The following is a 16,218-nucleotide window of genomic DNA, read 5'->3' on the forward strand; positions in this document are numbered from 1 at the left end:
TTCACCAAGGCTTTATTAATATTTATTCAAACCATACCCAAAGGGATACAATGCATTTTCTGCGTCTGGCGCTAAAGGTAAATCTTCATATTTTTCAGGCCATGATGTTGGCAGCTTTCCAACGGGCTTAAACCCATTGGCTGCGAATAAAAAATCGGCTACTCCAGCGCCTTCAGAGCCTGGCAACCATGCAGCAATAAACGCATCACTTTGCTTAATGGTGTCTGTAACCGTCATAGCTCGTCCTGAAATTAATAACACTATTACCTGTTTCCCAAGCGACTTGCATTGCGTAATCATGTTTTGTTGGGTTTCAGTTAAATTCAGGTTAGTTGAGTCTCCCATAAATTCGGCATAAGGTAATTCACCCACTACGGCGACCACTTTATTGGCTTGCATGCCTGGGGTACATCCCATTGTATGATATTCTGCTTCGGGCGCAAAACCATGGATACCATCGAGTATGGTTGTTGCAGTGGCGTAGTTATGCTTTTGACCTTGCCAATGAATAGACCAGCCACCACTTTGCAAGCCACTATTGTTAGCATGTTCACCCACTACCGCTATTTTGTCTGTAGATTTAAGGGGTAATGCATTTGCTTCAGATTTTAATAAAACAAGCGACTCACGCACTGCCTGTCTGGCAACCTCGCGATGTACAGTAGAGCCTACTAATGCTGAAAACTCCTTTTTTGTAAAAGGGTCTTTAAATAAACCAAGATTAAATTTTAATCCCAATATACGTGTTACCGCATCGTTTATTCGTTCCATACTGACGGTGCCATCAATCACTGTTGCTTTCAGTTTTGACATAAACTCATCGTGATTAGCCGGTTGCATCGCAATATCAATACCGGCATTAATGACTGTGTAAGGTTCTCCCCAGCGAGTTCCGCCTAACCAATCAGTGACCACTACACCATTAAAACCAAGCTGCCCCTTCAATACGTTTTGCACCAAGTATTCATGTTGATGCATGTTGATGCCATTTACTGAGTTAAACCCTACCATTATTGAACCTATGTCCTGGTCTACAGCAGCTTGATAAGGCGGCAAAAATCGTTCTCTTAATGCTTGTTCACTAATAATAGCGTTACCGCCTTCTACTCCGCCAATCGTTGCTCCATCACCTAGGTAGTGTTTGGCAGTCGCAGCTATAGTATGGCGATGCGCTAAATCAGCACCTTGATAACCCTGTATCGATGCAATAAGCGCCTTAGTGGTTATATTTGCATCTTCCGAAAAGCCCTCGTAAACCCGTCCCCAGTGTTCATGCTCTGGCATGGCAATAACCGGCGAAAAGGTCCAGTTAAATCCAGTTCCAGCGGTTTCGATAGCGGTAATTTCAGCAGCACGGCGGATTAAATCATAATTGCGAGTAGCGCCCATCCCGAGATTATGTGGAAAGATAACCGCACCTTCGAAGGTATTTTGACCATGAATTGCATCAACCGCTATAAGCAGCGGAATACCGAGCCGAGTCTTTAAAGCATGCGCTTGAAAGGTGTCGAACGTTGTTACCCAATCACTGACCTTAGGGCCTGGCGTGAGTCCCTCGGTATGAATAATTGAGCCAATCATTCTATCTTTAATAATTTCGGGAGACACACTGTTATGCCAAACTGACTGGGTCATTTGACCAATTTTTTCATCTAGCGTCATTTCTTTTAAGAAACCATTGATTATCGCTTCTTTGCTAGCGTATTCACAGATGTCGAGTTTAGCACTACCCCAAATACACTGGACATCAGGCCTTTCTACTAGTATGGGTGCTGTTGTTTTTTGTAACGAACAAGCCTGAATCAATATCAAGCAAAGAGATGAGTAAAGAAGGTGTTTAACCTTGGTCATAATAATAGCTGTTCACAGTGTTGTATTTCCTGCTACTAATACTACACAATCAAAAGGGTATCGTTAAAGGTTTTTGGATCTATTGGGATTAGAACAACCTTAACCTCTGATGAATGGAAACCGTAACAAACTTATTTGATTAAAAAATTATCTGTTATTCCTAGCCAGTGAAACGGATACAGCGGGGGCTACCCTTTTGCTTACTGGGAGCATGTACTCAATTTACCTGATAATGGATGGGCTCTTTGCGACCCTTGTCAGCACAAATGTTCAATCATGGTTAATTTAAGCGTACTATTGCTCACATAAACCTACCCTAGTGGCATGATTATTAAATGCTTGATTCAAGTAGTGTGGAAATATTTCGATGAATAAAAAAATTAAACTGACCCCGGCACAATGGACAGAGTCTCTTGCAAAGGAAGAGTTGCCGGCCATTACATCCATCGCCAGTATTCTGAATAAGTTTTCAAATGATGATACTTCCTCAATCCCCAAGTTAAGCAAGTTCATTTTGCATGACCAATCTCTATCCTCTTGTGTGTTGAGAGTGGCGAATAGTTCTCAGCGTGCGTCAGTCAAAAAAGTCACCACAGTCTCTCGGGCTTCAATTCTGCTTGGTATTCAAGCCATTAAAAATATTTGTTTGACCTCAAAAATATTGGAAGGGCTACTACGCAGCAAAAGTTTGCTGCCTGAGGTCTATGACCGTTTAATGAGCTTAATGGCGAACGCCTTTTATGCGGGTTTACTGGCAAAGATCATGGTACCTAATTATGATGAGAATACTCAGGAAGAAGTCTACCTAGCCGCCATGTTATACCACATTGGGGAAATATCATTTTGGAGCACGGGCACTGAATTAACTGAACAACTAATTCAACAAGTAAATATGCCTGCTGCAGAATTTCAAAAGCATTGTGCTAGAATGTTGGGGGTAAACTTTAATGATTTAAGTATTGGTTTGGCCAAAACCTGGAATTTAGGAGACTTGTTGATTAAGTCTCTTGATAAACCAGAAAATCGAACCATTGAAATGAACATTATTAGTTTGGCGAATCAACTCAGTAGCTCAATTGCATCACCTCCTAAAAGTAAAGGGGAGTTTGATCAGATACTGAGCCGCATTGGCAAAATAATGAAAATAGATGAACAGCACTTAAAAGTCCGGATCGAACAAACCAGAGAATTAGCCCTAAATTTGTTAAGCTCCTACGGATCTTCAATTCTAGAAAGTTATATAAAGCCCTTACCAAAGACCGCAGATTTTGAGCCTCAACTCGCAAAAAAAAATGAGACAAAGATGAGCACAGAGCAAGCTATGCTGGTTGCCATAAAAACGCTCAGCCAGTTGACAAAAAGTAAGAGCAACATCAATGATTTTTTGTCTCATACAATACAAAGTTCTGCGCATATTCTTGGTTTTGACCGCTGCACATTCTGGGTGTTGAATGCCAACAAAAACACTCTCGAAGCCCGCATCTCTTTTGATGGTGACAGCCATCTAATCAGTTTTCATCGTGCCATTTCATTGGCACCCAATATGAATATCATGAGTTACACCATTAACAAAAATAACGCTTTATTGGTTAATGATTACCAACATGCTAAATGGCAAAACTACATATCTTCTGAGATCATAAAACTAATTGATAAAGGCGCAATTTGTATTGCCCCTGTTAAAGTGGGAGATAAAAGTTTAGGGGTGATCACTGGCCAAAATTTTGATAAAACGCAAAAAATAAGTGAAGAAAAATTTTCTCAGTTTGATTTTTTAATTGAACACCTGAACATGTGTTTAAGCATGATCGCTAATCGATAATTGACCATGTTAGCTGGAAGGAAAATCCCCAACAAAGTGGACACGTGTAAACCTGTAAATCTGCGTGGACAGAGCCGATGAAATGTCACTTTTAGATATTGTATAGTCAATTACATCAGGACCAGAGAAAGGCTGCAAAGGTGGCTCACACAACTATCAAAACCAATTTTATCGAGATACTGCTATGACCAGTTAAACTCACAGCACTTTTGAGCCGCTTAGTATGAAATACTAATCTCTTACACTTACGGGTAAACTTTAATGCAAATAATTATCCTTATGGGCGAACTTTATTGTCACTTCACTTTAGGCTCAAGATTAAAAACGTTGAGCCTCCCATAGCAATGCAACAAAGAGGTCAGAATTTTTAATCTCGACTCTGGCAGATCAAAAGGTAAAATCGGCTCACCTTACGAAGTGTAAAATTCAATTTGTTGTATATACCCATACCACTGTTACTATGAGTGTTACAATAAACGGTCAGTTATTTTAAGTGAAAATCACATGTCGAATCAAAAAGCTGGGGCAGGCGGTTATGATAAAGTGTTCGCCGAGCAGCAAGAATACATAGCCAAACGTGCATCGGGTTATCGTGAACAAGCCATTAAGATATACCCTTGGATCTGTGGCCGTTGTCGCCGTGAGTTTACCCATAGAAACCTATCAGAGTTAACGGTACATCACGTCGATCATAACCATGGTAATAACCCCAGTGATGGCAGTAACTGGGAACTGCTGTGTTTGTATTGTCATGATGAAGAGCATTCTAAGTTTGAAAATTTTGTACGTTACGGTAGTACCCAGGATACTGAAATCGAAACAAGCACGTACAATCCATTTGCCGATCTAAAAGACCGAATGAAGCAAAAAAAGTAGGTAACAGGAGACACTCTCACTATGAACACTGCACTACTTTTATGGGCCATAGTGTTTAGCTCAATAGGTGTAGGTTACTTTATCTATGGCAAAAAACGAGATGATTTTGCCATTCGTTCCACTGGCTTAGCGCTGATCCTATTTCCATATTTTATCGATAATGCATTTCTTCTGGTATTAGTTGGATTAATACTGATGGCTGTGCCAAAACTGCTTAGTCGATATATGTGATGTCGGCGTATAAAATCAAAAATAATAGGACATAATTCTTTATTTTCAGAATCATCACACAACATCCAGCAACTGTTATTATTCTTTCGATACAATTTTAAAAAAGCTGATAGTATGCGCCCGAAAACCACTAAGTATCTATGAGCAATTCCTCGGTATGAGTGATGGTTTAATCCTTTTTAACTTTTGCAGGTATTATAATGTCAGAACAACCAACCAGAAACAGACGTCTTCAAAAAAAATTGTATTTGGGTGAGTGGGCTATCTTAGGCTTTGAGTTTAGTTTTAAGTTAACCGAAGCATCAGAATCAGAATACGAACTTTTTTTTAATAACCTTGAAGCACTAGTCAATACCGAAGAACTTTATATTAGTCTTCATAACAATAGCGAGTCATTCGAAGGTTCTGTGACATCCGCAGCACGTTATGGCAATGCTACAGAAGAAGACAGAGCCGCTATTGAAGCGCTTCTTAACAGTCATGATATGGTCAGTGAAGTCAAAGTAGGTGCTTTAGTGGATGCATTTTACGAAATGTAACGATTGGATATAAAGTGTCAAACCATCCAAAAACACAACTATTATTGAATCGACCAGAATAATTGAAAACAAATAGGTGTATATAATGAATATTCAGATGCACCACTTTACCGTTAGCCGAGTAAAGAGAGTGTACTTATAGACTGAATCTGGGTATCAAAAGAATTCAATTACATGATGACTGCTTTTTAGCAGTCATTTACCTCTGTGCTCTCCTTGTCCTCTGTGGTTAAATTCTATTGGCTTTTAGCTTTGATAGTAACTATTAGCTTAAAAATTATACCGTAGTCCAACATTGACAGTCGTCACGGTTAAGTTGTCTTGGCCTTTAATATATTCTATCTCAGCACGGATCATAGAGCGGGCCCCCACAAAATAATCAAAACCTAAACCAATAACCCCAGCGACACCACCTTCGTCATAATCACACATAGTAGCGGCACCAAAATCCGTAATAGCCAAAACATTAGCTTGACCAAATTCGCATTCCCTCACACCTGCTAAAAGTTGTTGACCACGAATATCAGTTTTGAGCACACCTATACGATAAAATAACTCGCCGGTTGGGCTTGATGCTTTACCAAGAAAGGCCAAAAACAGAGCATCACCTTGTTGTACGTTTTCACCCTGAGTAACATCAGTAGCGGTGGGTAAATCATTGGTGTATAAGGTGTCGTTGATCAATTGTTGGTAACCCGCTTCAAGATACCACTGAGGGTCAAACTGATAACCAAAAGCCATTTTATAACCAAACCCTCGGTTAGGATCTTGGATAAATTCCACATCTGAGTACCCGACTGAAAATACAGTATAAAGATTATCAGCCGCTAATGTTTGTCCACTCACCATCCAACTTAGTACCAGTACAGCAATCTGCTTTTTTAACACGCTACAATTCCATATTACTTACTATTGATAGTACAATACTACATTCATACCCTGCTGCAATAGCGTACGAACTTATATATTGATACGGTTGTATACATAACAGTAATCTTAGATAACTCATCTGAAGATAACTGATTGCTAGATTTTTCTTTTAATCGCAGATGACAAATTGCGATCTTCTTTGACCCTGTTTAGTATGAATATCACAGAATATAAAATTGGAGTGTCTTTTGTTTAACCACGTTTTTTTTAAAATCTTAAGCATCAGTTTATTGGTTAGCGCATGTGCTAGTAATACCCCAACAATCATGACAGATGAAAAATTTGATTCTCGGTTAACGGATAAAGGGCAAACTGAATTTGTTTATGGTATTTCTTGGCAAAACACGTCTCAAGAATCGTTACTCCGTGATGGTCGTAAAGAAATAAAGCGACCTCAAACTGACGAGATTTTTTTGCAAGAAAGGCCCAACAGATTAGCCATGCAAGCCAACAACCAAACCAAACTTGACTTGGAAGATCAGGCAGCACAAGCTCTAAAAAGAAGACTCGTAAAAGAGCAGCTTTGCGCTAAAGGATATGAGATCAGTAATGTGATCTGGAAAGCCGAAAGTATCCGCTTGCTCGGATATTGTTTTTAGCATAGCCCCCACCTGGGTAATAGACTGAATAAAATAAGGACAAATAATGAAAAGTATTAAAACTCGCGCAGCTGTTGCTTGGGCTGCTGGTGAACCACTAAAAATTGAAGAAGTTGATTTAGCACCACCACAAAAAGGTGAAGTATTGGTCAGAATAGTTGCTACTGGCGTTTGTCATACTGATGCCTACACCTTATCTGGTGATGATCCAGAAGGATTATTTCCCGCTATATTAGGCCATGAAGGCGCGGGTATTGTTGAAGCGATTGGTGAAGGTGTCACCCTAGTTGCAGTAGGCGATCATGTTATTCCTTTGTACACGCCTGAATGTGGAAAATGTAAGTTTTGTCTATCAGGAAAAACTAATTTGTGTCAGGCAATACGCAGTACACAAGGTAAAGGAGTGATGCCTGACGGCACCAGTCGTTTTTCAATTAAAGGACAGCCGATTTATCATTACATGGGCACCTCAACTTTTGCTGAACATACAGTGATCCCTGAAATTGCCTTAGCCAAAATCCCTAAAGACGCACCACTAGAGAAGGTGTGTTTATTGGGTTGTGGTGTCACAACCGGTATGGGCGCTGTAACCAACACTGCAAAAGTAAAAGTGGGTGACACTGTTGCGGTATTTGGTTTAGGTGGAATTGGCCTTTCGGTGATAATAGGCGCAAAAATGGCCAATGCAGGACGCATTATTGCTATCGATATTAATGAAGGTAAATTCGATATCGCCAAACAATTAGGGGCGACAGATGTGATCAACCCTAAAGACTTCGACAAACCGATTCAAGAAGTCATAGTCGATATGACCGAGGGTGGAGTGGACTTTTCCTTCGAATGTATCGGTAACGTTAACGTAATGCGCTCGGCATTAGAGTGTTGTCATAAAGGCTGGGGCGAATCCATTATTATAGGTGTAGCAGGTGCAGGACAAGAAATATCCACTCGGCCATTCCAATTAGTCACTGGCAGAGTTTGGCGTGGCAGCGCTTTTGGCGGCGTAAAAGGTCGCAGCCAATTACCCGATTACGTGCAGCGTTATATGGACGGTGAGTTTGAGTTAGACACTTTTATTACTCACACTATGCCATTAGAAGATATCAATTCTGCCTTTGATTTGATGCATGAGGGCAAGTCTATTCGTACAGTGGTGCATTTTTAATGCCGGGTGAAATCCCGGGTACAACCGGATTAGCTGAACTCAGTGCTAATAAGTGTTTTGGTGGTTGGCAAAAACGCTACAGCCACAAGTCAACTGTACTTAAATGCGACATGCAGTTTAGTGTATTTATTCCACCGATTGTTAATCGAGACGAAAAGCTACCTGCGCTCTATTGGTTAAGCGGACTGACCTGCACTGACGAAAACTTTGCTGCAAAAGCAGGGGCACAAAGAGTAGCGGCTGAACTAGGTATCATGCTGATAATGCCTGATACCAGTCCTCGTGGCGATCACATACCCGATGCAGCATACGCAGCTTACGATTTAGGCTTAGGGGCCGGATTTTACATTAATGCCACACAAGAGCCGTGGCATGAGCATTATCAAATGTACGACTACATTGTTGAAGAGTTACCCGCCCTTATTAATAAAGAATTTAGAGTAAAAGCTAAATCTGCAATAGCCGGACATTCAATGGGCGGACATGGCGCGCTAATCATTGCATTGTCGAATATGAAGCAATATTGCTCGGTATCGGCCTTCGCACCTATTGTTAATCCATCAGATTGCCAATGGGGTCAAAAAGCCTTTAGCAACTATTTAGGCGATAACCCAAAAGACTGGGAGGCCTACGATAGCTGCGTGTTAATGCGTCAACAAGGGAAATTCCTGCATATTCCCATGTTAATTGACCAAGGTGTGGATGATAATTTTTATCATCCACAGAAACTCACTAAACCTTTAGAGGACGTAGCCTTAGAAATAGGTTACGAAGCCGAATTTCGATACCATGCGGGTTATGATCACAGCTACTTTTTTGTGGCTAGTTTTATTGAAGAACATCTAAGGTTTCATGCCAAACACTTATAATTAGAACTGCTTTTGCACTTAAAAATTTGTCTGTTCCTCGGTGCAGCAAATCCTCTTTGTCCACTGTGGTGCAAACACTCCTAAGCTAAAAAGCTAAAAGCTATCTAACCACAGAGGAAAACGAGGTCACCAGGTGCCGCAAACAGAGAAAAGAAAAAGAAAACTTAACATCTGTTCCTCGGTGCAGCGAAGCCTCTTTGTCCTCTGTGGTGCAAACGCTCTTAAGCTGAAAAGCTAAAAGCTATCTAACCACCCGACTTAGAAATAATACTCTACACTTAATTGAACGTAATCGTCTCTGCGCACTAGATAGCTAGGTTCTGCGGGTTCATCGCTAGAAAACAGCCATGCGTCTAGTCTCCACTTCCAATGATCATTTATGCGACTAGACGCCTCAATAAACCCCGTTCTAACATTTGAGTAATCAAGATCTTGTACTATACCTGCCAATATTTGAGTGCCATCAATATCATTAAACACTAGCCGAGTACCCAGCATTAAATCATTTTGTGCTACAACATTTGTCAGATCTTCGCGATCATCATATTGATATTCCATAAGCCAATTGATATCGTAGACACTATTAAAAAAACCTACAAAAGAATATTCAAAGCCCCCCACAAAAGCAGTAAAGTCTTGTTCCATGGCCTTGCGTTGAATGCCTTCAAACTTGATTGTCCAGCCACCCAACATGGCCAAAACATCGATTCCAGCTTGTTGAATTTGAGGATAAAATGGACGCAGACTTGGTTCTAATAATTCATTAGTGGTAAGAACAAAATCTGGCTCTCTGGAGGTTCCGTCAAAATATGATAAACCCACTTCCCAGTCGCCTAATGTATGTTGCCATCTGATAGCCCAATCAAGGTTTTTTTCCTCATCTTCGGACTCGTAGATTGGATTGTCGGTATCCACTGGGAGTGGAGGCCTTAAACGGCCATCATCTCCAGAAAAGGTGCGATCTCGAAAATATGGCAACAAAAACACCGTAGTATTACCCCAGTCTTTAAACAGAGAAAACGCCACCATTGGCTGACCTAACTTATCTTCGCCATCAATGGTTTCAACACCATCAGTTTGATTAATGATATCAACTAAATGTAACGACTCAGTTTGCCCCCAGAATACCTTACTGATACCTGTTTGGATCTCCCATTCCTCACCACTGTGTACCCACTTCAACTCGCGGATATCTCCATGGGTTCGTTCTGGATCTTGTTGGTCAAAACGGTAAAAACCTTTAAATAATAAGCTGTCATTACCGTCATTAAATGAGGTATAAAGTTCTGGGGCAAAATATACCGACAAATCAGCTCTTTCCTGTTGAGGATAAAGCGCATCTTGGAAAAAATAGCGTTGTTCTACAGCCGCGATACCTGTGTATTCGATTTCAGCAAACACTATTGTAGGTAGAAAAGCGATAAATAAGATAAGTATCTTCAATGTGCATCCTTTAAAAGCGGATCGTACACTTTTTTAGCAAAGCCAGATTTATCGAACATTCTTTAAAGTACCCTTATTAAAATCATTGTCCGATAAACCGGTATTAAAATTTATTTGATGAATAACTAGCTCAGTACTTTTACCATTTTGCTCATTAAACATTTCAGTGCGCTTTGGACGCCAATATTTGTCTAAGTACAAGGTAAAGTCATAGTTCACTAATTCTTTTAGCAAACTACCTTTACGATCATAAAATTCAGCTTTTAATAATCGGTAGTGCTTTTTATCAACCCAGATAATTTGTTTTGAATAACCTGAATCTTTATCAGTTGGTACTTGCTCCAACACAAAACTGGCCTGCCCATCAAAGGTTTCGTCCCGCAAATACCTAAAATCATATTTTTCTATTTCGAAGGAACTCATATCTTCGAATGCAAACTCACTGCCCATAAAAGGGCCTGACTTATTTCGAGAACGTATACGTTTTACTTTACTTAACTTAGGCAGATACATCCATTGATCATCAGGCTCAATTGCATGAGAAAAACTTAAAAATGCAGTACCTTTTACATCTAAGGGTTGATCAAAGATAGTTAAAGCTTTGTCTCCGTCATCAGCAATTTCCAACGATTTCATGCGCATTTTACGTTCAACTTCATCCCCTTGAGTATTACGTAAAATCATACTCATATCGCCGGTACTGTCTCCCCAGCCCGAATCTCTTAGCTTGCGCTCTTTAGCGATAGTCAGACCTTTTTCTTGCGCAGATTGTGCATAACTAACCAAAGAATGCGTCAAGAGTATAAAAACTAAGACTGCTTTTGTCACTGATGAAAGGTGATATCTATTCATGGGTAAACTCCTGCTTGATATTTTTTCTATCAAAGTACATTAAAAATGGTGGTAAAAATAAGAAATCGACAACTAAAGCAACCACGATAATAATACTGGTTAACATGCCCATATCTGAGTTCAAAGCGAATGGTGACAGCATCAGTATTGAAAATCCAGTTGCTAGCACTAAGGTGGTGATCCATATTGCTCTACCCACACTGGCAAAGGCATAACGTACACTTTGTTCAGCATCATTTCCACTAATCCGAGCATGGCGATATTTGCTTAGGAAATGCACTGTATCATCCACAATAATACCCAGTGTCATACTGAGTACCACAGATAGGCCAAGATTGACTTCCCCGGAGTAAATACCCCAAATGCCAAAACCGATACCAGCGGGTAATAAATTTGGTAGCAGGCTAATCATCCCCATTTTGAAAGACTTAAGTGCAAATACCAAAAGGCCCGATATGAGTACAAGAGCAACCAAAGTGCCTTTTAGCATACTAGCCATATTAGCTTCACTTATGTGGGCAAACATTAGCCCTGGACTTGCGACTGTCAGTTTTAAATTAGGTGCATTACTTGAGAACCATTGTTGTGCTTTAATTTCAAGGGCAGTTAATGCTTTACTGCCAGAGTTTTTGACCATTGCCGTAACACGAGTGGCTGACTTGTTCATATCCAGTTGATTGGTTAAGTCCAAGCCATAAGGTAATGACATTTCATATAAGAGTAGATACTGAGCAGCTAGTTCTCGATCATCTGGCAATTGATAATAGTCGGGGTTGTCGCCATGCATGTTTTTGTTCAAGCGTTTAAAAGTGTTGGTAATAGAAGAAACATGGTCTATTTCAGGTTGTATGTTGAGCCACTGACTAAAGGCTTCAATTTTTTGCAGGGTTTGTGGTTTATTAATACCTGAATCTTCGTCAGTGAAAATCGAAAAATCCAGATTAATCATACCGCTTAAATGTTTTTGTTGAAAATCAGTAGATTGCCGAAATTCGGTAGTTTTATCAAAATAGGCGGTAGGCACATCATTTAACTGATTTTTAAACGAAAATCCAATTGCTATCACGGCTACCACTAGCGTAAGAGGTAAAATCCGTTTGTGATGGGTGATCACCCACTCGCCAAGTCTTTCTATATACCCCAACTTAGTGCTAGATATTTGTTTGGGCAGTTGTTTCATCGGTAAAACCATTATGAGCGCGGGTAAAATAGTCAGCGAAAAAATACAGGCAAAAATAACACCCACAGCTGTTAGGTTGCCCAAATCAGCTAAAATAGGCACTGCCGCAAAATTAAGAGTTAAAAAGCCAACACTGGTAGTGGCACTGGTAATAAAAATAGGGGCTTTGTTAAGGGAAAGACTGTAGACCAGGGCTGCCTTTTTATCTTTACCTAGGCGCATCCCATACAACATAGTCGATATGACATGAATACAATCAGCGACAGCGAGTGTCATTACCATAGTCGGTACATTCACTGTTGCGGTGCTCATAAACATGCCAAACCACCCCGCAATGCCCATAGTTACAGCGATACTCGAAGCTATCACCACCACAGTCGAAAATGTTCCCACGGCAGTTTTTAATAGTAACCACATGATTAGTATAATGCTCAAAAACATCAGCGGAACAATAGTCGTGAAATCTCGCTCGGCAAATGAGGCAAATGAATAGTTCATCAAAACGTCGCCGGTATGATAAAAATCATGTTCGGGGTATTTTGCTTTATATTTGTCTGTTAAAGCTTTTATCGATTCAGTGATCTTCTTAACTTCAGCGGTTAGGTCTCCATCGGGTAAATTAACAGAAACGTTTATAACGGTAACATCGGCCTTGGCCGAGATAAGTCGGTTCAGTAGATTAGGTTCGTTCAAAGCGACTTTTTGAATATAAGCGAGCCTTTTCTGGTCAAGATCAGCCAAATCGTAGACGAGATCTTCAACAATCATGTCGTCGTCTTCAGCCCAGGTATGCTGAAAGTTAGTGAGGGAATCAATACGAATCGATAAAGGTGTTTGTTCTGCGTCTTCAGTCATTTCATGAATCAATGACAAGGTTTGTAAGGTAAAAACGTTCCCTGACTTTGGCGCAATAATAATGCTAGCGCTATCATTCTTACTAAAGGTCCTTTGCATCTCCTCAAATGCCATTCTTTGGGGATTTGAATCCTCAAAAAACACTTTGTAATCGCCGCGAAAATAAAGGTTTTTAGCACCCAAAGCAGTCGCAATAATGAGCATAAATCCAATGATAAGAACCGTCTTAGGACGATTAACTGAAAAGTCTAACCAAGAATTATTCACTTAGTTCTCCAAGTGTTAAAATTTACCGGCTGCAAGTATGAATTAATCGACAAAAATCGGGCTACGTAATTGTAGGACCTATTTTATACTCTGATTGTCTACTAAAATAAGTGATTACAGATTACATTTTTAAAATTAAAGACTATTGTTGAAAACCATTTTCAGGACATCTTTAGTATAGTTTTACTGCCCCAAAGAGTTTATTTGTAGTCAACAAAAGTTAAATGACAGCATAATTATCAATTAAAAGAGCCATTTCTGTTTAATAATCATTGATTATTAAATTCTATCAAATTTCTATTTTTTTAAATTATACCATTGAAAAATATCTACATTTCATCTTTCAAAGATGTTTTTAAAACGGTGATTATTAACAAACATACCAAAAAATTTTGATCTTTTTATGGAAACTAGTATTATAAATACCAACTGGTCAGATGAGCGGATGAGATAAAATGAGTATTAGAACAAGTCTTAAAAAAGTATTACCTCCTATTTCAATTACTGAACAAGAAGCATTAGAAGCTGGTGATGTATGGCTAGAAGCGTCCATTTATCAGGGCAAACCTGACATGCACGCGTTGAGAACCATACCTACTGCTAAACTTAGTGCTGAAGAACAAGCCTTTTTAGACGGCCCAGTAACACAAGTATTGTCGATGATCGATGATTTCGCGCTGCAAAGTGAAAACCGTATTCCAAAAGAAATATTAGACTTTATTTCAGTGAATAAATTCTTTGCACTAATCATACCTAAGCGATTTGGTGGCTTAGAGTTTTCCCCATATGCCAACTCCACCATAGTAGCTACATTAGCTGCCAAAAGTGGTGCATTAGCAGTAACCGTTATGGTGCCTAATTCTTTAGGTCCGGGCGAGTTGCTGATGCATTATGGAACGCCTGAACAACAAAACCATTATTTACCACGCCTAGCTGTGGGCACAGACATTCCATGTTTTGCCTTGACTAGCCCAGAAGCAGGTTCCGATGCTGGCGCTATTCCAGACGCAGGTATCGTCACCAAAGGTATGTGGGAAGGTAAAGAAGTCATTGGCCTGAGAGTTTCTTGGGACAAGCGTTACATTACACTGGCACCCATAGCGACGGTATTAGGTTTGGCCTTTAAAGTATTTGATGTAGATGGCCTATTGGGCGACAAAGTTGAACTGGGTATTACATGTGCACTCATTCCTAAATCACACCCTGGTGTTGAACTAGGTAATCGACACGATCCAATGGGTGTCAAGTTCTATAATGGCACTACCCGAGGTCAAGACGTATTTATTCCAATGGATTTTGTTATCGGTGGACAGAATAACATTGGCCGTGGTTGGCAGATGTTGGTTGCTTGTTTAGGTGCTGGCCGAGGTATTTCACTCCCAGCCATGGGCGTAGCTTCAGCACAAACAGCGCTTAAGTCTACTGCTGAATACTCCTTTGTTCGTGAACAATTTGGGGTACCCATTGGTCGCTTCGAAGGCATTCAAGAAGAGATGGCTGATATTGCCGGTAAAACATTTGTACTCGAAGCCATGCGAGTGTTAACCACTGAAGGGCTAAATCAAGGTCTTATCCCGGGTGTCGTTACCGCGATAGCTAAATACCATATGACAGAATTAGGCCGTGATGTGGTCAACACTGCTATGGATATTCAAGCAGGTAAAGCGATTCAACGTGGACCTCAAAATACCTTAGCAAGCGCATATGTCGCTTTACCTATCGCGATAACTGTTGAGGGCGCAAATATCCTGACACGTAGTTTAATGATATTTGGCCAAGGTACTATGCGTTGTCATCCACATCTTAAAGAAATGGTTGAACTAATTCATAGTAGTGAGCAAGATGCCGATGCGAAATTTAACAAGGTATTAGGCAAAACCGTTGTTTTTAGTGTCAAAAATGCATTCCGTAGTTTGTCGAAGAGCTACCTGCCCTTCACACGCGGAGCTCAGTCAGCATTACCAGAAGTGAGAAAGTACGAAAAACGTATGAATGCTCTTTCTGCAAAACTAGCGCCAATGGCTGATTTGTCATTACTTGTTTTAGCGGGTGATTTGAAGAAAGCTGAAATGTTATCTGCACGTCTTGGTGATGTAATGAGTTACATGTATGCAGCCATGGCTGTAGTACGGTTTTATGAGCAGCGTGTTGAGAGTCGTAAAGAAGCATTACCATACTTTGAATATGCTATTCAGTGGTGTTTAAATAAAGGCGAAACCGCACTGAATGAGTTTATTGTGAATTTCCCAAATACGGCTGTACGCGGCTTAATGCGTGTATTAACGAATACATACACCACTGCTGTTACAGGTATTTCAGATGACTTAAAACGTAAACTATCTGAAGCTTCGATGCAAGACACCAGCATCAAAGCTCAGTTAACACATTTGGTTAAAGTCATCCCAGGGGATGGAAACGATATCAACGAGCAAGCATTTAAGGCTAAACATGCCGTAATGCCACAACTCAAAAAGGTTCAAAAAGCTTTGCGCAAAACGCCTGTTGTGCCTTTCATTTCTTTTGAGCATGCCGTTGGTAAATTGCAAGAAGCCGGTGAATTGACTGCAAAGGAAGTTGCGTTAGTTATCGAATACAATGAAAAACGTAAGTTAGCTATCCGTGTTGATGAGTTTACTTATGATATGGATTTGTTAGATGACAAGCTTGAGCTAGTCAATGAAAAAGTGACAGCACAAGCGAATGCCGCTTAAGGTTGTGATGCAGTATTGCCTTATCGCA

Annotated in this window: 13 protein-coding genes; 8 read left to right on the forward strand and 5 right to left on the reverse strand. The window is 40.2% G+C overall.

The genetic code is table 11. The features are described 5' to 3' along the window. Window positions 1-15: 15 nt before the first annotated feature. On the reverse strand, window positions 16-1,851 hold the full coding sequence (locus CXF95_RS21110) for a glycoside hydrolase family 3 N-terminal domain-containing protein (protein WP_101200552.1): 1,836 nt from the start codon (window positions 1,849-1,851) through the stop codon (window positions 16-18). A gap of 367 nt (window positions 1,852-2,218) precedes the next feature. On the opposite strand from CXF95_RS21110, the gene CXF95_RS21115 reads away from it, so the two are divergent. The 4 genes from CXF95_RS21115 to CXF95_RS21130 all read left to right on the forward strand — a co-directional run bounded on the left by CXF95_RS21115 (window position 2,219) and on the right by CXF95_RS21130 (window position 5,319). Further along, the gene (locus tag CXF95_RS21115) at window positions 2,219-3,673 is read left to right on the forward strand and encodes an HDOD domain-containing protein (RefSeq protein WP_101200553.1); all 1,455 of its coding nucleotides are present in this window, start codon (window positions 2,219-2,221) and stop codon (window positions 3,671-3,673) included. Window positions 3,674-4,177: 504 nt separating this feature from the next. Further along, window positions 4,178-4,549, forward strand: a complete 372-nt coding sequence (locus tag CXF95_RS21120) for a YajD family HNH nuclease (protein WP_101182940.1) — start codon at window positions 4,178-4,180, stop codon at window positions 4,547-4,549. Window positions 4,550-4,570: 21 nt separating this feature from the next. Further along, window positions 4,571-4,780 carry a hypothetical protein gene (locus CXF95_RS21125; RefSeq protein ID WP_101200554.1) on the forward strand — a complete coding sequence of 70 codons (210 nt, stop codon included), beginning with the start codon at window positions 4,571-4,573 and terminating at the stop codon, window positions 4,778-4,780. 200 nt (window positions 4,781-4,980) lie between these two features. Beyond that, complete coding sequence (locus CXF95_RS21130; RefSeq protein WP_101200555.1) at window positions 4,981-5,319, forward strand: YggL family protein; 339 nt, start codon at window positions 4,981-4,983, stop codon at window positions 5,317-5,319. A gap of 270 nt (window positions 5,320-5,589) precedes the next feature. Here CXF95_RS21130 and CXF95_RS21135 read toward each other — a convergent pair whose 3' ends face one another. Then, the gene (locus CXF95_RS21135) at window positions 5,590-6,207 is read right to left on the reverse strand and encodes an outer membrane beta-barrel protein (RefSeq protein WP_101200556.1); all 618 of its coding nucleotides are present in this window, start codon (window positions 6,205-6,207) and stop codon (window positions 5,590-5,592) included. Between the two features lie 230 nt (window positions 6,208-6,437). Here CXF95_RS21135 and CXF95_RS21140 point away from each other — a divergent pair, with 230 nt between their 5' ends. The 3 genes from CXF95_RS21140 to fghA are packed head-to-tail and all read left to right on the forward strand — an operon-like array spanning window position 6,438 to window position 8,882. Beyond that, a complete protein-coding gene (locus CXF95_RS21140; protein WP_101200557.1) occupies window positions 6,438-6,848 on the forward strand; it encodes a hypothetical protein in 411 nt (136 codons plus the stop codon). 46 nt (window positions 6,849-6,894) lie between these two features. After that, complete coding sequence (locus CXF95_RS21145; RefSeq protein WP_101200558.1) at window positions 6,895-8,013, forward strand: S-(hydroxymethyl)glutathione dehydrogenase/class III alcohol dehydrogenase; 1,119 nt, start codon at window positions 6,895-6,897, stop codon at window positions 8,011-8,013. Beyond that, window positions 8,013-8,882: an S-formylglutathione hydrolase gene (gene fghA, locus CXF95_RS21150; protein ID WP_101200559.1), complete on the forward strand. Its 870-nt coding sequence runs from the start codon at window positions 8,013-8,015 to the stop codon at window positions 8,880-8,882. The genes CXF95_RS21145 and fghA overlap by 1 nt, the downstream gene beginning before the upstream one ends. Before the next feature lie 258 nt (window positions 8,883-9,140). On the opposite strand, the gene CXF95_RS21155 is transcribed toward fghA, so the two are convergent. From CXF95_RS21155 to CXF95_RS21165, 3 genes are read right to left on the reverse strand one after another with little or no spacing between them, the layout of a single operon-like run. Further along, on the reverse strand, window positions 9,141-10,325 hold the full coding sequence (locus CXF95_RS21155; protein ID WP_101200560.1) for a hypothetical protein: 1,185 nt from the start codon (window positions 10,323-10,325) through the stop codon (window positions 9,141-9,143). 48 nt (window positions 10,326-10,373) lie between these two features. Continuing rightward, on the reverse strand, window positions 10,374-11,177 hold the full coding sequence (locus CXF95_RS21160; protein ID WP_369809338.1) for an outer membrane lipoprotein-sorting protein: 804 nt from the start codon (window positions 11,175-11,177) through the stop codon (window positions 10,374-10,376). Continuing rightward, window positions 11,170-13,479, reverse strand: a complete 2,310-nt coding sequence (locus CXF95_RS21165; protein ID WP_101200561.1) for an RND family transporter — start codon at window positions 13,477-13,479, stop codon at window positions 11,170-11,172. Before CXF95_RS21165 ends, CXF95_RS21160 begins: the two co-directional genes overlap by 8 nt. 455 nt (window positions 13,480-13,934) lie before the next feature. On the opposite strand from CXF95_RS21165, the gene CXF95_RS21170 reads away from it, so the two are divergent. Continuing rightward, complete coding sequence (locus tag CXF95_RS21170) at window positions 13,935-16,190, forward strand: acyl-CoA dehydrogenase (protein ID WP_101200562.1); 2,256 nt, start codon at window positions 13,935-13,937, stop codon at window positions 16,188-16,190. Window positions 16,191-16,218 lie beyond the last annotated feature (28 nt).

Origin of the sequence: Paraglaciecola sp. MB-3u-78 (genome assembly GCF_002835935.1) — a bacterium.
Lineage (GTDB): Bacteria > Pseudomonadota > Gammaproteobacteria > Enterobacterales > Alteromonadaceae > Paraglaciecola.